Source organism: Novosphingobium sp. (assembly GCF_041915465.1).
In the GTDB taxonomy this organism is placed as follows: domain Bacteria; phylum Pseudomonadota; class Alphaproteobacteria; order Sphingomonadales; family Sphingomonadaceae; genus Novosphingobium.
In genome coordinates, this window is sequence record NZ_JAYSBK010000063.1 from 1 (window position 1) to 17,722 (window position 17,722).

A 17,722-nucleotide genomic window follows, 5' to 3' on the forward strand; every position below is an offset into this window, starting at 1 on the left:
CCCTGACCGGGACCGAAGTGAAGAGCCTGCGCTTTGGCGAAGGCTCGATCGCGGAAGCCTATGCCGAAGTGAAGAACGGCGAAGTCTGGCTGATCAACAGCAATGTGCCCGAGTTCAGCCATGGCAATCGCTTCAACCATGTCCCCAAGCGTCCGCGCAAACTGCTGCTCCACGAACGCGAGATTGACCGCTTCACCGGGGCGGTTGAGCGCAAGGGCATGACGCTGGTGCCGCTTTCGATCTACTTCAACGGCCGCGGCCGCGCCAAGGTTGAGCTTGCGCTCGCCAAGGGCAAGAACGTTGCCGACAAGCGCGCAACCATCAAGGAGCGCGACTGGAAGCGGGATCAGGCGCGGATCATGCGGGATTACAAATGAGCAAGCTGGCAACCCGCATTGCCGATTGGGCGGGCCGCAACCTCCCCAAGCGCGAGGATATGGAGCACAGCCGCTGGGTCGGTCCGCTGGCGCGGCGGCATGAACTGTGGCGATTCACCCGCCGTTCGGTGCCGCGCGGCGTGGCGGTGGGCTTGCTGATCGGGATTTTTGCGCTGATCCCCGGCATCCAGATCGTCGGCGCGGCGCTGATGTGTGTGCCGTGCCGCGGCAACATTCCGCTGGCCGCAGCGATGACCTTCCTGTCCAATCCGGCCACAACCCCGCTGATCATTGCCGCCTCGATCTTTGTCGGCAACAAGCTGGGCTATCACGCCGATCTTGAGACTTTCCAATCGCTTACCGCACACGATGCAACGGTGCAGCAGTGGGCCTACTGGCTGCTGTCCGACGCTGCCCCGGCGATGTTCGCCGGGCTGTTCGTGATTTCCGTGGTGACTGCCGCGATCGGCTATCTTGTCGCCTCGTTTTCGTGGAGCTGGTGGATTCGCCACAAGCGCCGCGTTGCCCTGTTGCGGATGCAGGCGGAGCGGCTCGAATCGTGAGCGGGGTGCCCTCCCGCTCCAACGGGATCGGAGTGGAGCGCCTGGCGCTGGGCGCGGCGCTCGCGATCAGCCTTGCGCTCGTCTGGTTCGCGACCAGACAGGTCGCCGCTGTGGCCGGTTTTGCCGGGGGCCTTGTCGCACTTGGCACCATCGCCTGGAGCATGGCCCGTCCGCGTCCGCAGGAACGCGAGATCGAATATGCGCTGCCCGACTGGTCGGTGACGATCGCGGCGATTGACCGGCCCGACAGCGCGATCGCGATCATCGACCGCGCCGGTCGCCTGACCTGTGCCAATCCGCGTTACGAGGAATGGTTCGGGGCCGGGCACGCCCCGCCGCGTCTGCCGGTGGACATTGCCTCGCTCGAACGCCTTGCCAAGGCGGGCCGTTCGGCTTGGCGCGACGGCAAGGGGGCTGCCGATCTGGTCGAAGGCCCGACCGGGCGCTGGAAGGCCCAGGTGCTGCGCGCCGGACGGGGCGACGACTACCTCGTCTGGACCCTGACCCCGCTCTCGCTGCCCGACCCGGTGGCCGACCTCGTTCCGCACCTTGATGGCAAGCTGGGCCGCGCCCTCGCCCAGGCGGGCATTACTGCCGCGATTGTCGATCCCGATGGCAAGATCCGGGCGACAAGCGCCGGGTTTGCGCTGCGCGCCACCGGCGATCCGGCGGCGCTGCTGACCGGGCAGGAGTTCATCTCGCTGCTGCGCCAGGACGAGGCCGACAAGATCACCTGGGCGCGCGACGGCAAAAAGGGCGCGCCGCTCACCATGTTCTACCTGCCGGTTGCCGATCCCGATGCGCCGGGCTCGCCCGATTATGACACCACGCCCTCGCTGATGCTGATCGCCGATCATGGCGTCGGGCTTGGCGGCGGGGCGAGCGAGGCGACGGCCGCGGTGCCGCATCTCGAGGCGCTGCTCGGGCAATTGCCGCTGGGGCTGGCCATGGCCGACCGCGACGGGCGGTTGCTGTTCGCCAATCCGGCCTTCATGCGCGCCGCCCAGCGCGAGGGGGAGCCGCCGCCGATCTATCCGACCGACCTCGTCGTGCAGGAAGACAAGGGACCACTATCCGACGCGATCCGCCGCTTTGCGCAGGGGCCAGCCAGCAGCGGCGACATCGCCGTGCGGCTGCGCGGCCAGCCGGAAGAGCCGGTATCGCTCAGCCTTGCCGGGGTGCGCGGGCTTGGCGAGGCGGCGGTGCTGCTGGGCCTGACCGATACGAGCGAGGAAACCCGGCTCAAGCGGCAGGTTGCCCAGGCCACCAAGATGCAGGCCGTCGGCCAGCTTGCGGGCGGGGTGGCGCATGATTTCAACAACGTGCTGACCGCGATCCTCGGCACCTGCGACCTGATGCTGCTGCGTCATACGCCGGGTGACAGCGACTATGACGATATCCAGCAGATCCGCGCCAATTCGAACCGCGCCGCCAGCCTGACGCGCCAGTTGCTCGCCTTCTCGCGTCAGCAGACACTGCGGCCCGAAGTGCTGCAGCTGCCCGATGTGGTGTCCGACGTCTCGCACCTCTTGCGCCGCCTGATCGGCGAAAAGATCCAGCTGATCGTCACCCATGACCGCGATCTTGGCCCGGTCCGCGCCGATCCGACCCAGCTTGAGCAGGTGATCGTCAACCTTGCCGTCAATGCCCGCGATGCGATGCAGGAACGCATGGAGCGAAGCGGGGGCGAGGGCGGCGGCAAGCTGACCCTGGCGACCAAGCGCATCACCGCGGCGGACGTGCGCGCGATGCCGGGCGGGATCATGCCGCAGGCCGATTACACCGCGCTGATTGTCAAGGACACCGGCACCGGCATCGCGCCCGATCACCTCGCCAAGATCTTCGAGCCGTTCTTCACCACCAAGGAAACCGGCAAGGGCACGGGCCTCGGGCTTTCGACCGTCTACGGCATCGTCAAGCAATCGGGCGGCTTCATCTTCGCCGACAGCGAGCAGGGCCGGGGCACCACCTTCAGCGTCTACTTCCCGGTCCACCACGCCAGCGCGGAGGAAATTGCCGGCCGCACGGTCAAGGCCGAGGCCGCGGCCAGCTGGTCCGGCGGCGGGCGCGTGCTGCTGGTCGAGGACGAGGACATGGTCCGCGCCGTCGCCGAACGCGCGCTGACCCGCGCGGGCTATACCGTGACCACTGCCAGCGACGGCGACGAAGGGCTGGAACGGGTCGAGGAGGGCGGCGAATTCGACATCGTCGTCTCCGACGTCGTCATGCCCGCGATGGACGGGCCGACCATGGCCCGCGAAATCCGCAAGCGGGCGCCCGACATGCCGGTGCTGTTCATGTCCGGCTATGCCGAGGAACAGCTGCGCAAGGAAATCGACATCGCCGACGTCCACTTCCTGCCCAAGCCGTTCTCGGTCCAGCAGATCAGCGACAAGGTCGGAGCGGTGCTGGCCGCAGTGCAGCGCTAGGCGCGGTCTTGGCCGATCCGTGTCAGCCCCAGCCGGGGCAGCGGGTTACCGGCAAGGCCGCTCATCAACAGCGCCTGGATCTGCTTGCCCGGCCAGTGGCGTGATGCCGGTGCCAGCAGGGTGTCGCGCAGCCAGGCCGGAAATGCCGCGTTCGACTGATAGAGCGGGGTGAAGAACGCCGTTGCCCACTGGTACAGAGTCACATGCCACGCGCGTAGCTGGACTGCCAACGCCGGTATGGCACGCGGGTCACGCGTCAGTCGCGCCGCCTCGGCAACGGCCCAGGCATCGAGCAGCGCCATGTTCGCGCCCTGGCCCAGCTGTGGGCTGGCCGTGTGCCAGGCATCGCCGATGTGGATCAGCCGGTCCTGCGCCGGAGCGGGCAGCTCGCGATGGGCATAACGCGCCATGGTCACCTGGTCAGGATCACTGACCTGCGCGACGAGCTGGGCACAGTCGGGCCAGAGCGCGGTCACCTCCGCGCGCCACTGCGCCAGGCCGCGGGCACGCCAGCCCTCATAGCCATCGGCGGGGAGCGACCAGAACAGCGACAGCTCTTCGCCGTGACCGGGCCGCGTGCCGGTCGGCAGAACACCGACCATTTCACGCGCCGCGCGGTAGCGCTGCTCCAGCCGGTCGCGGCGGAAGGGACCGTCCTGCGGCCAGGGCAGGGTGGTCCACAAGGCCCCGAACGGCAGCGACCGGCCGCAGGGCGGGGCGAGCGGAGAATGCAGGCCCAGCCCATCGATCACCAGGTCGAACGGGCCGGCCTCGCTCTTGTCGGCGAACTGCAGCCAGCGCCCATTGCCCCGCACGCTGCTGCCGGTCACCTGGTGGTCTTCCACCAGCGGCACGCCCGCCGCCGTCACGGCGTCGAGCAGCACTTCGAACAGGCTGGCGCGGTGAATTCCCAGGCCCTGGGCGGGCGGACCGGGCAGCTCGTCATAGCGCGCATCGAGTACGGTACGGCCATCGGCGCAGAGCCCCAGCAGCCGTTCGATCTGCGCTCCCCGGGCCTGGATTGCGCCGGCTAGTCCAAGCCGCGCCAGCACCGCCATGCCGCTCGGCTGCAACATCAACCCGGATCCTACCGGCTGGGGCGCGGGGAAGCGATCGTAGAGCACCACGCTGTGTCCGCCCCGCGCGAGCAGCAGGGCCGCGGCCAGTCCGGCAGGTCCGCATCCGGCGATGGCAATGGTGAACTCGTGCATTGCGGCTCTTTATCCGCGCTTGACCAATCCCGCGATGTTGCGCCGGGGATCGCCCTCCTGCAAGACAGTTGTTGCCCATGCAGGTGGGCTTATTTCGCTGAAAACACGCACAAAAGAACTTGTTCCAAATTTGTTCCAATTCCCCTCTTGTTCTAATAGAACATATGGGGTACACCGAGTCTCGGTTGACCTGCCGGGTTGGCGGGTTAGGCAAGGGGACGAATGATGGCTGCACAACTCAAGCTCATTCAGGAAGGTAAGGAATCAATGGATCGTCAGAAGGCGCTCGAAGCAGCGCTGGCGCAGATCGATCGCGCATTCGGCAAGGGCTCGGCAATGAAGCTGGGCTCGAAGGAAGCGATGCAGGTGGAGGCGATCTCCACCGGGTCTCTGGGTCTCGACATCGCGCTGGGCGTGGGCGGCCTGCCGCGTGGCCGCGTGATCGAAGTTTACGGTCCGGAAAGCTCGGGCAAGACCACCCTGGCGCTGCACGTCATTGCCGAGGCGCAGAAGTCCGGCGGCACGGCGGCCTTCATCGACGCGGAACACGCGCTCGATCCGGTCTATGCCAAGAAGCTCGGCGTCAACATCGACGAACTGATCGTTTCGCAGCCCGACACGGGTGAGCAGGCGCTCGAAATCACCGACACGCTGGTGCGTTCCAACGCGATCGACGTGCTGGTGGTGGACTCGGTTGCAGCCCTGGTGCCCCGCGCCGAAATCGAAGGCGAAATGGGCGATAGCCACGTCGGTCTTCAGGCCCGCCTGATGAGCCAGTCCTTGCGCAAGCTGACCGGTTCGATCAGCCGCTCGCGCTGCATGGTGATCTTCATCAACCAGCTGCGCATGAAGATCGGCGTGATGTACGGCAATCCGGAAACCACCACCGGCGGCAACGCGCTCAAGTTCTATGCCTCGGTGCGTCTCGACATCCGCCGCACCGGCCAGATCAAGGACCGCGACGATATCGTCGGCAACGCCACCCGCGTGAAGGTCGTCAAGAACAAGGTCGCCCCGCCATTCAAGCAGGTCGAATTCGACATCATGTATGGCGAAGGGATCTCGAAGATCGGCGAAATTCTCGACCTCGGCGTCAAGGCCGGGCTGGTCGAGAAGTCGGGCGCATGGTTCAGCTACGATTCGATCCGGATCGGGCAGGGCCGCGAAAACGCGAAGACCTACCTCAAGGAAAATCCCGAAGTTTGTGACCGGCTGGAGGCTGCGATCCGCGGCCAGACCGAAGGTCTTGCCGTGGAAATGATGACGGGTCCGGACGCGGACGACGACATCTGATCCTCGAAGAATTCCGGCGCGCGGATGCCCGTCCGCAGCTGCCGGGGTTGAACGGAGAGCGCCTCCAGTCCCCTATACCCTTGGGGGCGCTCTCCAAAACCACGACCGGCGCCGTTCCCGCGCGGAACGGCGCCGGTTTCGTTTGAACGCGTGAGGGTGTTGCCAGAAACAATCACCGTTCCGGAGAGGACATTACTTGACGGGATGCTCCTCGAACTTAGACACAGACGTTCAAGTAACGGAGGGGCAATGAAAATTTTCGCAAAAGTGATCCTGGTGGCAGTTGCTGGCGCCAGTCTCGGGGGCTGTGCGACTGTCATCAACGGAACCAGTCAGGACTATTGGATCGAATCCGATCCGAGCGGGGCAATCGTCAGGCTGACCGGCGGGATGACCTGCGAGACGCCATGCAAATTGAATCTCAAGCGTGGCCGTGATTTCAGGGCCGATTTCACGCTCGAAGGTTATCGTTCCGCCTATGTCCTGGTGCAGAGCCGCACCGGAGGCGCCGCAGCGGGCAATATCCTGCTGGGCGGGCTGATCGGCGGGGTGGTCGATGGTACGAATGGGGCAACGAACCATCTTTCCCCTAATCCGCTTGTAATCCGGCTGGTGCCGAACGGCAGCGATGCCAAGGAAGCCCTGATCGACCAGGATGGCAAGGAAGACACCACGGTCGAAGCGCACAACGCCAAGGTTCGTGACGACGTGGCCAAGACGATTGGTGCCGACGCTGCCGGCATTACGCCCGCAACCCCGGCAGCGGCGCCTGCTGCCCCGCCAGCTGCGCCGGTTGCGCAGCAAACCGAAGCGGCTGCAGTGCCTGCGGTCAGCTGACGGACCAATCTCTTGAACCGATACCGGCGCGGCAGCCTGGTGGTGCCGCGCCGGTCATCTCCCCGGAGCCGGCAAGGACTGTCCCGGCTCGGGTCAGTCGCAACAATGCACCTGCGCCTATTCGACAACTGGTATAGCCTGATTCCCGAGACTTGCCGCAAGTTGCGAGACGGGGACACATGCCATGATCACAATGTTCGCCAAGCAGCGCCCTTCGGCCATAATCGCCGCAGTCCTGCTGGGATGCCTGGCCGGAACGCCAGCTCAGTCCCGCGCGATCACTGACACCTGGCCGGTGCTGGGCAGTGACCGGGACGGCGATTGCCGGCTTGAGATCCTTGGCAATAGCAAGCTCATGGTGATCAATATCACCGGCCTGAAGCCGGGTAGCCGGGCGCATTTCGGCGTGACCAATGCGACAATGAAGCCGATCGACTGGCAGGTGAAGGCCAACGCCAGCGGCGCGTGGCAGCTCATCTTCCTGCCGCTGCATTACAACAAATACGATGGCACCGCGCGCGACTACCAGGAAAAGGGCGTTGTCGGCGTCAGCCTCAGTTCGGCCGACTGCAAAGTGTCGACCTCGGCCCAGTGGACCCGCGAAATTCGGGTCATTCCTTGAAGGCGTTCCCGGCGCGGGATCGGTTCGCGCCGGGAGCCTCCCGGATTACGCGGGTTCCGCCGCGCGTTCCTTGACCACCTCGTCGGCATGTTTGCCCGCCAGCTCGGCCAGGTGGTCGAACCGCGCGGTGAAGTTCGCCAGGCCCTGGCTCAATGAGCGCAGTTCGGCATCGAGGCCATGCAGCGCGCTTTCGGGAAGCTGGGCTTCGACGCGTTCCCACCGCGCCCATTCCGGGTGGGGCGCAAGACCAAGGATTTGCCCGCGCCGCGCCGACAATGTCGATCCCGCCTTCGATCCGGTCCCGGACGGAGTGTCGACCACGACATGGGCGATCGGTTCGAGCAGGTAGGGCGCGGCGAGCGCCAGCGCCTCGGTCATGGCCATGCGGCCGGCGGTGCGGAATGCGAGTTCCGAACTGTCGACAGAGTGGAACGAGCCATCGGTCAGCGTGACCGCGACATCGACCACCGGAAAGCCGAGCGGCCCCTGTTCCATCGCATCGCGCACCCCGGCCTCGACCGCGGGGATGTATTGCTTGGGGATCGCGCCGCCGGTGATCCGGTCGGTGAAGGTAAAGCCTTCGCCGCGCGCGAGCGGGCGAACTTCGATCACGCAGTCGCCATACTGGCCGTGCCCGCCCGACTGCTTCTTGTGCCGACCGCGCACCGTGGCCGTCTTGCGGATCGATTCGCGATAGGCAATGCGCAGCGGCTGGCTGGTCACGGCCACGCCGTAACGCCGCTGCAGCCGGCCGATGACCACCGCGAGATGATCGTCGTTCACGCCGCGCAGCACCGTCGCGTGGCTGATTTCGTCCTGGCTCCATTCGAGCGCGGGGTCTTCCTCGCTCAGCCGGTGCAGCGCGGTGGACAGCTTCACATCGTCCTTGCGATCGCGCGTGGTGATCGCGCTTGCGGCGTTGCGGGCCGGGTATTCGATCGGAGCGGGGGGATCGCAGCGCGCGCCCTTACCGGCGATCACCATGCCAGCGCGCGTCCCTTCAAGCTTGGCGACCGCGACGATATCCCCGGTGTTTACAGAACCCTGCTTGGCAGTCTTGTCTCCCTGCACGAGGAATAGCGAACCCGCTCGTTCGGTGCTTTCGCCAACCTTGAGTTCGTCGCCTTCGGCCAGTCCGCTGCCGAGCATCCGGCCCAGCGAAAGGCGGCCCATTGCCCCGCCATTGGCGATCTTGAACACGTGCAGCGCGGCGCCCTGGCGGATGCCCATCCGGGCCGCGGCGGCTGACGGATCGGGCGCTTCGTGGCGCAGCAATTTGAGCAGCCGGTGCACGCCGCCGTCGCTCAGCGCCGAGCCAAGCACGACCGGCACCACCTTGTTCCCCGCCGTATCGAGCGCCAGGTCGGCCATCACCGCCGCCTGGTCGGGTGTTTCGTCCAGCAGCAGCGTTTCCATCAGCGCGTCGTCGAAATCGGCCAGCGTTTCGAGCAGGTGCGTGCGGTCGGTGCGCTCCAGTTCCAGCAGTTCGCCGGGAATTTCGACCCGCTCGCTCTCCTTGCCGGGGCGGTAGCGATAGGCGCGTTCGAGCGCGAGATCGACATAGCCGGTCACCACTTCGCCGCCCTTGCCATCGCCGGTGCGGATCGGGATCTGCCGCAGGGCCAGCGGCTCGCGGCTCATCGGTTGCAGTTCGTGGATCAGGTCGTGCACCGTGCCGGCGCGCGCGTGTTCGATCTTGTTGATGAAGATGGCATGGGGCACGGCCAGCCTGTCGAGCAAGCGCAGCGTGGGTTCGGCTAGCGCCGCGCGTTCGGGCGCGGGATCGATCACCACCACCGCCATGTCGGCCGATTGCAGCGCGGCGAGGCCGTCGGCGGCAAAGCCCGCGCCGCCCGGCAGGTCGATCAGCGCGAACCGATCGCCCAGATAGTCGAAATGCATCAGGTTCAGTTCGGTGGAGCCGCCGCGTGCGCGCGCCTCGGGGCTGGAATCTCCGACGCTTGAACCGGCTTCGACGCTGCCCTGCCGCGGGATCGCGCCGCTGGCATACAGCAAGGCTTCGGCGAGGCTCGTTTTGCCGGTACCGGCGGGCCCGATCAGCGCGATTGCGCGCGTGGCCGCGCCGGTTGCCGCTCTGCCGGATTGATTGCCGTTCTGGGTGCTGCCCATCTTTCGCCTCCTCTTTTGCGAAGGCGCGCCGGGCGCTTGCACTTGCACTCGGGCGCGCAAGAACTGGGGGCGATGGTCTGCCTCACTTGCGTGAGTCGCAAGTGATTTCTGCGCAGCGTTTGTTGCTTGTCCTGCACGCCCGGGCGGCATAGCCTGCAGCCATGACAAGCGGCATGGACTGGCAGGCCCAGGTTGGGCGCACTTGGGCGGATAACTTCGCGCTCACCGATCGTTCCTTTGCGGGGCTGACCCAGCGTTTGCTGGAACGCGTGGGCGAACGGGCCGGCGGTGCGGTGCTCGACGTTGGCTGCGGTGCGGGTGAACTCGCGCTTGCGGTCGCGCGGCAACGGCCTGGGGCGCGGGTTATCGGGGTCGATGTCTCGCCCGACCTGATCGAGGCGGCGCAGGCGCGCGGGGGGCGGCACGGCAATGCCGAGTTCGTGCTGGCAGATGCGGCCAATTGGCGCATGGCCGGTTTCGATCCGGACCTGGTGATTTCGCGCCACGGCGTGATGTTCTTCGACGATCCGGTGGCAGCCTTCGCCAACCTGCGTCACGGAGCGCTGTCCGGCGCATCGCTGGTGTTTTCATGCTTCCGCAGCCCGGCCGAAAACCAATGGGCCAGCAGTATTGCGCGTCTGCTTGACTTGCCGCCTGCCGCCGATCCGTACGCGCCCGGCCCGTTCGCATTCGCCGATGCCGATCGGGTCAAGGCGATCCTCGATGATGCGGGCTGGCGCGAGATCGAATTTGAACCCGTCGATTTCGCCTATGTCGCTGGGGTTGGCGAGGACCCGGTTGCCGATGCGCTGCATTTCTTCCGCCGCATTGGCCCGGCCGCACCGGCCCTGCGCGCGCTTGAAGGCAAGGCCCGTGAACTGGCCGAGGGGCGGATCCGCGAATGGCTGGAAGACCATCGCAGCGGCAATCTGGTTGCGCTCAGTGCCGCGGCATGGATTGCCAGCGCCAGAAAGAGTTAAACGCCGAGTTACCGTGATCGCGCCTTCCGGCTTGCCCGGCTTGCGCGCCTGCCTTAGTGGCGGTTCGCTATGACTTCGACGAACGAAATCCGCCGCTCCTTCCTCGAATACTTCGGCTCGAACGGGCACGAGGTGGTGCAGTCTGCGCCGCTGGTGCCCTATAACGATCCGACGTTGATGTTCACCAACGCCGGGATGGTGCCGTTCAAGAACGTGTTCACCGGGCTTGAAACCCGCGCGGTGCCGCGTGCAACCTCATCGCAAAAGTGCGTGCGGGCAGGGGGAAAGCACAACGATCTCGACAACGTCGGCTACACCGCGCGCCACCACACGTTCTTCGAAATGCTTGGGAACTTCTCGTTCGGGGACTATTTCAAGGAACAGGCGATCACCCATGCCTGGACCCTGCTGACGCGCGAATGGGGCCTGCCCAAGGACAAGCTGCTCGCCACCGTCTATCACACCGATGACGAGGCGTTTGAGCTGTGGAAGAAGATCGCCGGGCTTCCCGAAGACCGCATCATCCGCATCGCCACCAAGGACAACTTCTGGGCGATGGGCGACGATGGCCCGTGCGGTCCGTGCAGCGAAATCTTCTTCGACCACGGCGATCACATCTGGGGCGGCCCGCCGGGATCGCCCGAGGAAGACGGCGACCGCTTCATCGAGATCTGGAATCTGGTGTTCATGCAGTTCGAGCAGACCGCCGGGGAAATCACCGGCAATCTGCCCAAGCCCAGCATCGATACCGGCATGGGGCTGGAACGCATCGCCGCCGTGCTGCAGGGCGAGCACGACAACTATGACACCGACACCTTCAAGGCGCTGATCGCGGCCTCCGAAAGCCTGACCGGCGTGAAGGCGGCGGGCGAACATACCGCCAGCCATCGCGTGATTGCGGACCACCTGCGCTCGACCAGCTTCCTCTTGGCCGACGGCGTGCTGCCGTCCAACGAAGGGCGCGGCTATGTGCTGCGCCGGATCATGCGCCGCGCGATGCGCCATGCGCACCTGCTGGGCGCGAAAGAGCCGTTGATGCACCGTCTGGTGCCTGCGCTGGTGACCGAGATGGGCGCGGCCTATCCTGAACTGGGCCGCGCGCAGCCGCTGATCCAGGAAACCCTCCAGCGCGAGGAAGTGCAGTTCCGGCGCACGCTGGCCAACGGGATCAAGCTTCTGGATGAGGCAACCGCCGAGCTGGGTGAGGGCGATGCCCTGCCGGGCGAAACGGCCTTCAAGCTCTATGACACTTACGGCTTCCCTTACGATCTTACCGAAGACGCCTTGCGCGCCCGCGGGATCGGGGTGGACAAGGACGGCTTCGATGCCGCCATGGCCCAGCAAAAGGCCGCCGCCCGCGCCGCGTGGAAGGGCTCGGGCCAGGCTGCCGATAGCGAAGTGTGGTTCGACATCGCCGAACGCGTCGGCGCGACCGAGTTCACCGGCTATACCGCGGTTACCGGCGAGGCGCAGGTCGTCGCGCTGGTCAAGGACGGCAAGGAAGTGGACAGCGCGGGCGCTGGCGACAGCGTGACAGTGATCACCAACCAGACTCCGTTCTATGGTGAAAGCGGCGGCCAGACCGGAGATGCTGGGACGATTGCCGGCGCGGACGGGCTGAAGCTGGCCGTTAGCGACACCGCCAAGCCGCTGGGCCGTCTCCACGCGCACAATGCGAAGGTCGAAGCCGGTTCGATCAAGGTCGGTGACGTGGTCAAGCTCGACATCGACGTGGCGCGCCGCGATGCGATTCGCGCCAACCACTCGGCCACCCACTTGCTGCACGCCGCCTTGCGCAATCGCCTGGGCGCGCATGTGACGCAGAAGGGCTCGTTGGTCGCGGCCGACCGTCTGCGGTTCGACTATTCGCACCCCACCGCGCTTTCGGCTGAAGACGTGGCCGCGATCGAAGCCGAAGTGAACGCCGAAATCCGCGCCAACGAAGCGGTCGTCACCCGCCTGATGAGCCCCGACGATGCGATCGAGGCAGGGGCCATGGCGCTGTTCGGCGAAAAGTATGGCGACGAAGTGCGGGTGCTCTCGATGGGTCGCATTTCCGGCAAGCCCTATTCGGTCGAACTGTGCGGCGGCACCCACGTGCGCGCGCTGGGCGATATCGGCTTGCTGCGGATCGTTTCCGACAGCGCGGTTTCGAGCGGCGTGCGCCGGATCGAGGCGCTGACCGGCGAAGGCGCGCGGCAGTATCTGGTTGCCCGCGAAGAGGCGCTGAAGGCCGCGGCATCGGTGCTGCGCACCACGCCGGACGAAGTTGAGGCGCGCGTCACCGCGCTGCTCGACGAACGCAAGAAGCTGGAACGCGAACTGGCCGACGCCAGGAAGGCGCTGGCGCTGGGCGGCGGCGGGGCCAAGGCCGAGGCGGCTGACGAGGACGTGGGCGGGATCAAGTTCTCCGGCCAGGTAATCGACGGGCTCGACGCCAAGGAACTGCGCGGGCTGCTGGATCAGGCCAAGGGCCGGATGGGTTCGGGCGTGGCGGTGATCGTTGCGGTCAACGATGGCAAGGCCAGCATCGCCGCAGCCGTCACCGAAGACCTGACCGGCAAGGTCAGCGCGGTCGATCTGGTGCGCGCCGGGGTCGAGGCGCTGGGCGGCAAGGGCGGCGGCGGCCGCGCTGACATGGCGCAGGGCGGCGGTCCGGATGGCAGCAAGTCGGCTGACGCCATCGCGGCGGTAAAGGCGCTTCTCGCCAGCTGAGCATTGCCATTTGCCGAAGCTTAGCCTCGGGCATAGACTTGGCGGCATGCGGAGTCGGCTGATCCTTGCGGCACTGGCCCTTGCCACGACTGCGTCGCCTGGCAGCGCCCAGGTTGGCGCAACCATGCCCGCGATAACCTTTGCCGGACAGCGCTCGACCGCTGAAACACCGCCGCCGCCATCAGGGCCAAGCGGACCGGTGGCCGTAACCATGCCGCAGCTGTCGTTCACCGGTCAGGGCGGGGCAGAGACAGCCGCGTCAACTCATGCGGAGGCCGACGGGCCAGTCGCGGTCACACGATGCCCGCGCTCAGCTTTACGGGCAACCGCACAGCCGAACCGGTGCCGGTGCGGGTGGTGCCGGCCCGGGTCAAGCCTCGCACCTTGCCACGCATCCAGCCGCGGCCAAAGCCGCCACAATGATCCTGCCGCACACCTTTCTCGGAGAACTGCCATGCGTATGCTGATCGGATCCGGACTTGCCGCAGTCCTGCTGATTGCCGCGCCGGATGCCCGCGCGGCCGAGGTGCTGGCAACCTTTACAGTGCCCGTCAGTCTCCATTCGGTGAACCAGCAGGTCGACCAGGTAAAAATCGCCTGCTGGCTCAATCAGAAGGACCCGGTGACGGGCAATATCGGACAATATGGCGTGTTTAATCCCGGGCCGTGGATCAACGGGGAAGCCGATAGCGGAAACAGCGTTGCCCGGCTGGTCAAGCCCGATGCCAATGGCAATTTCGAAGGCACGCTGACGCTGACCCTCCACAAGAACGTTGAGCCGGGAATCCTGATCTCGGCCCAGTGCAACATGGCGCTCATGATCGGGAACAACGCCTACACTGTCCAACCGGCAACCAACGCCAAGGCCTCGATCGCGGTCAAGGCGGCGCCGGGCACGACTTACAAGGATCAGGTGACCAAGCCGCTCTAGGCTTCGCCAGGTTCGCGCAGCCGCGACGTCTTCAACTTGGGTTTTTCCTCCAGCGCCCCTTCTTCCATGATCTGCGCGCGCAATTCGTCGCGCTTTTCGTGGATGCTGGCGATCACGGGCCCCATCGGCACACCGATATCGACCAGCACGGCTTCGGATAGCTGGAGCGAACTTTCCAGCGTCTGCGGCACGGCGGTGCTGGCCCCGGCCTTGTAGAGCGCGGCAGCATGTTTGGCATCGCGCGCGCGGGCCAGGATCGGCAGGGCGGGTTGCTGGGCGCGCAGCTTTTTCACCAGGCGCTGGGCCAGGATCGGTTCGTCCATCGTCAGCACCACGGCGCTGGCACGTTCGAGCCCCAGCTTGGCCAGCGTCGCATCGCGCGTCGCATCGCCGAACAGCACGGCGTAACCCTGTTCGTGGCCATAGCCGACGCGGTCCGGATCCATGTCGATCGCGACATAGGGCTTGCCGTGGCGGCTCAGCATATCCGCGATCAGGCGCCCGACGCGGTCAAACCCGACGATGATCGTGCGCGGTTGGCCGTCGTCTTCGGGGATCAACGGCGCGGCGGCGGTATCGACCCGGCGAGCGATCCGCTTGCCGAGCAGCGCGAGCAGGGGGGTGATAGTGAGGCCGATTGCGGTGACGATCTGCCAGAACTGCGCGGTGCCCGGCTGGATCAGCGAGGCGGCGCCGGCTGTCGTCAGCACGATCAGCGTGGTTTCGGAGGGGCTGGCGAGCAGGATCCCGGCCTCTGTCGCCGTGCCGCGCCGCGCGCCCATCAGGCGCAAGGCAAAGCCGGTGACGACCGCCTTGACCAGCATGACGGCGACGGTCGCCGCCAGCAGCAGGCCCAGGTTTTCCCATACCACCTTGAGGTCGATGCTCATGCCCACGGTGATCAGGAATACGCCGAGCGCAAGGCCCTTGAACGGTGCGGTAAAGGCTTCGACTTCGCCGTGGTATTCGGTTTCCGCGATCAGCAGACCCGCCAGCAGAGCGCCCATGATCGGCGACAGGCCGACCGCCGCCGTGGCGAGGGCGGAGACGATCACCACCAGCAGGCTGGCGGCCAGGAACAGCTCCGGGCTCTTGGTGCGGGCGGCCTGCGCGAACAAGCGGGGGAGCATGAAGCGCCCCACTGCCATCAGCGCCAGGATGACCAGTCCGCCCTGCCATAACGTGCGCAGCAGCGCGTCCAGGCCGTCATCGCCAGCATTCGGGGCAATCGCGCCCAGCAGGAAGATGATCGGCACGAGCGCCAGGTCTTCAAACAGCAGCATCGCCAGCGCCGCCTTGCCGACCGGCGTGCTGGTGCCCGCAATCGGCAGGACCAGCGCGGTCGACGACATGGCGAGCGCAAGCCCCAGGCCCAGTGCACCACCCGGCGACTGGCCCAGCAGCGCCAGGACGCCCGCGATCGTCGAACCTGCCACAAGCAGTTCGATCGCGCCCAGCCCGAAAACCTGCCGCCGCATCGCCCAGAGGCGATCGAATGACAGTTCCAGCCCGATTTCGAACAGCAGCAGGATGATCCCGAATTCGGCGAACGGCGCGAGGTCTTCCGGGTTCGAAATGGTGACGTATTCAAGCCAGGGATGGTCGAAGGCGAGCTGGCCGAGGCCATAGGGACCGACCAGCAGGCCGGTCAGGATGAAACCGATCACCGGCGTGATGCGAAAGCGCGCGAAGACGGGAATCACGATCCCTGCCGCTCCCAGGATCACCAGAGCATCGCCAAGCGGAGAAGATGGAGTGAATGCGAGAGGAGCAGCCATATCCCAGCCTTACCGGCGAGGCGGTCCCTTGTCACGGCACGGCGCACTTGACGCATGGGACCGATTGGGAAATCGTTTCGGCATGGAAACAGGTGGAACGGGGTTTGTATGATGTTGAAACGTATGGCGTTCATTCTGACGGCGAGCATCGGCCTTGCTGCGGCGCAGCCAGCCTATGCCAGCAAAGTCAGCGACATGGTGGCAAGCTATGCCAGTTCGATGCAGGAACTGGTCGGTCAGGAATACGATGGCGGTCTCAAGGTTACCGGCGTTCGCGCCGATGGCGAAGTGCTGGTGATCGAGGTGGATGGCCCGGCCGGTTGGCGGACCGAACTCGACCCGACGATGATCGCGGACGCATTCGCTTCCGGATTTTGCCAGAGTGGCGGCGAGTTTTTCCAGACGGGCATGAAGATTCGCGTCGATACCACCGAAACGGCTGGCAAGAATCCGTTTGTCGGCACGCCGATAACGCACTGCCCGGCGAAGTAAGCCGGAGCGCCAGCGCAAACGAAAAGCGGCGGCACCGGGTGACCGGGCCGCCGCATTCGTTTCAATGGCGCGGGAAGCTTACTTCCAGTTGGCCATTTCGGTTTCGAGGTTCTCGACGATCGCCTCGAAGAAACCTTCGGTGGTCAGCCAGGGCTGTTCCGGACCGATCAGGATCGCAAGGTCCTTGGTCATCTTGCCGCTTTCGACGGTGTCGATGCAGACCTTTTCAAGCGTTTCGGCGAAGCGCACCACATCGGGGGTTTCGTCGAACTTGCCGCGATAGATCAGGCCGCGGGTCCAGGCGAAGATCGACGCAATCGGGTTGGTCGAGGTCGCCTTGCCCTGCTGGTGCATGCGGTAGTGGCGGGTGACGGTGCCGTGGGCGGCTTCGGCTTCCACCGTCTTGCCGTCCGGCGTCATCAGCACCGAGGTCATCAGGCCGAGCGAGCCGAAGCCCTGGGCAACCTGGTCCGACTGCACGTCGCCGTCGTAGTTCTTGCAGGCCCAGACGAACTTGCCCGACCACTTGAGCGCCGAGGCGACCATGTCGTCGATCAGGCGGTGTTCGTAGACGATGCCGGCAGCGTCGAACTTTTCCTTGAAGCCTTCGGTTTCGAACACTTCTTGGAACAGGTCCTTGAAGCGGCCGTCATAGGCCTTGAGGATGGTGTTCTTGGTCGACAGGTACACAGGCCAGCCCAGGCCCAGGCCATAGTTGAAGCTGGCGCGGGCAAAGTCGCGGATCGAATCGTCGAGGTTGTACATGGCCAGCGCCACGCCGCCCGAGGGGTAGTGGAACACTTCCTCGTCGATCTTGTCGCCATTGTCGCCTTCCCAGACCAGGCGCAGCTTGCCGGGGCCAGGGACGACGAAGTCGGTTGCCTTGTACTGATCGCCAAAGGCGTGACGGCCGACCACGATCGGATCGGTCCAGCCCGGGATCAGGCGGGGGACGTTCTGCATCACGATCGGTTCGCGGAACACCACGCCGCCCAGGATGTTGCGGATCGTGCCGTTGGGCGACTTCCACATCTTCTTGAGGCCGAATTCCTCGACGCGGGCTTCGTCCGGCGTGATCGTGGCGCACTTCACGCCGACGCCATACTTCGCGATCGCATTGGCCGAATCGACGGTGATCTTGTCGTTCGTTTCATCGCGCTTCTCGACCGACAGATCGTAGTACTTCAGATCGATGTCGAGATAGGGCAGGATCAGCCGTTCACGGATCCACTGCCAGATGATGCGGGTCATTTCGTCGCCGTCGATTTCGACGACCGGGTTCTTCACCTTGATCTTGCCCATCGTGCCTTGTCTTTCCCCGGGGAGGTTTGAAGCGTTGAATCTTGGAAATTCGCCGGTCCCCT

At 65.6% G+C, this 17,722-nt stretch carries 14 protein-coding genes; 10 read left to right on the top strand and 4 right to left on the bottom strand.

Translation table 11 applies throughout. From position 1 onward, the window contains the following. From smpB to ACE3SN_RS11305, 3 genes are all read left to right on the top strand, one after another. Positions 1–377, top strand: a 377-nt coding sequence (gene smpB / locus ACE3SN_RS11295) for an SsrA-binding protein SmpB (protein WP_374530063.1), incomplete at its 5' end; no start/stop codon positions are given. Next, complete coding sequence (locus ACE3SN_RS11300) at positions 374–940, top strand: DUF2062 domain-containing protein (protein WP_374530064.1); 567 nt, start codon at positions 374–376, stop codon at positions 938–940. The genes smpB and ACE3SN_RS11300, both read left to right, overlap by 4 nt. Then, positions 937–3,369 carry a response regulator gene (locus ACE3SN_RS11305; protein WP_374530066.1) on the top strand — a complete coding sequence of 811 codons (2,433 nt, stop codon included), beginning with the start codon at positions 937–939 and terminating at the stop codon, positions 3,367–3,369. The genes ACE3SN_RS11300 and ACE3SN_RS11305 overlap by 4 nt, the downstream gene beginning before the upstream one ends. Here the strand turns inward: ACE3SN_RS11305 and ACE3SN_RS11310 are convergent. After that, entirely contained in the window at positions 3,366–4,580 is a 1,215-nt protein-coding gene (locus ACE3SN_RS11310) for an FAD-dependent oxidoreductase (protein ID WP_374530068.1), read from the bottom strand. The genes ACE3SN_RS11305 and ACE3SN_RS11310 overlap by 4 nt on opposite strands. Positions 4,581–4,805: 225 nt before the next feature. Between ACE3SN_RS11310 and recA the strand changes: the two genes are divergently transcribed. From recA to ACE3SN_RS11325, 3 genes are all read left to right on the top strand, one after another. Beyond that, complete coding sequence (gene recA, locus ACE3SN_RS11315; protein WP_374530087.1) at positions 4,806–5,873, top strand: recombinase RecA; 1,068 nt, start codon at positions 4,806–4,808, stop codon at positions 5,871–5,873. 249 nt (positions 5,874–6,122) lie between these two features. Next, complete coding sequence (locus ACE3SN_RS11320) at positions 6,123–6,710, top strand: PEGA domain-containing protein (protein WP_374530070.1); 588 nt, start codon at positions 6,123–6,125, stop codon at positions 6,708–6,710. Between the two features lie 184 nt (positions 6,711–6,894). Next, complete coding sequence (locus tag ACE3SN_RS11325) at positions 6,895–7,332, top strand: hypothetical protein (protein WP_374530072.1); 438 nt, start codon at positions 6,895–6,897, stop codon at positions 7,330–7,332. 45 nt (positions 7,333–7,377) lie between these two features. Here ACE3SN_RS11325 and ACE3SN_RS11330 read toward each other — a convergent pair whose 3' ends face one another. Further along, positions 7,378–9,462, bottom strand: a complete 2,085-nt coding sequence (locus ACE3SN_RS11330) for an elongation factor G (protein ID WP_374530073.1) — start codon at positions 9,460–9,462, stop codon at positions 7,378–7,380. A 161-nt stretch (positions 9,463–9,623) separates the two neighbouring features. Here ACE3SN_RS11330 and ACE3SN_RS11335 point away from each other — a divergent pair, with 161 nt between their 5' ends. The 3 genes from ACE3SN_RS11335 to ACE3SN_RS11345 all read left to right on the top strand — a co-directional run bounded on the left by ACE3SN_RS11335 (position 9,624) and on the right by ACE3SN_RS11345 (position 14,088). Then, a complete protein-coding gene (locus ACE3SN_RS11335; protein WP_374530075.1) occupies positions 9,624–10,442 on the top strand; it encodes a class I SAM-dependent methyltransferase in 819 nt (272 codons plus the stop codon). Between the two features lie 69 nt (positions 10,443–10,511). Beyond that, positions 10,512–13,157, top strand: a complete 2,646-nt coding sequence (gene alaS, locus ACE3SN_RS11340) for an alanine--tRNA ligase (RefSeq protein WP_374530077.1) — start codon at positions 10,512–10,514, stop codon at positions 13,155–13,157. Between the two features lie 454 nt (positions 13,158–13,611). After that, positions 13,612–14,088: a hypothetical protein gene (locus ACE3SN_RS11345; RefSeq protein WP_374530079.1), complete on the top strand. Its 477-nt coding sequence runs from the start codon at positions 13,612–13,614 to the stop codon at positions 14,086–14,088. On the opposite strand, the gene ACE3SN_RS11350 is transcribed toward ACE3SN_RS11345, so the two are convergent. Beyond that, entirely contained in the window at positions 14,085–15,866 is a 1,782-nt protein-coding gene (locus tag ACE3SN_RS11350) for a cation:proton antiporter (RefSeq protein ID WP_374530081.1), read from the bottom strand. The two genes, ACE3SN_RS11345 and ACE3SN_RS11350, sit on opposite strands and share 4 nt — an antisense overlap. 123 nt (positions 15,867–15,989) lie before the next feature. Between ACE3SN_RS11350 and ACE3SN_RS11355 the strand changes: the two genes are divergently transcribed. Then, positions 15,990–16,358: a hypothetical protein gene (locus ACE3SN_RS11355; RefSeq protein WP_374530083.1), complete on the top strand. Its 369-nt coding sequence runs from the start codon at positions 15,990–15,992 to the stop codon at positions 16,356–16,358. A gap of 78 nt (positions 16,359–16,436) precedes the next feature. Here ACE3SN_RS11355 and ACE3SN_RS11360 read toward each other — a convergent pair whose 3' ends face one another. Then, positions 16,437–17,660 (bottom strand): NADP-dependent isocitrate dehydrogenase, encoded by a 1,224-nt coding sequence (locus tag ACE3SN_RS11360; RefSeq protein WP_374530085.1) that lies wholly within the window; start codon positions 17,658–17,660, stop codon positions 16,437–16,439. Positions 17,661–17,722: the final 62 nt, after the last annotated feature.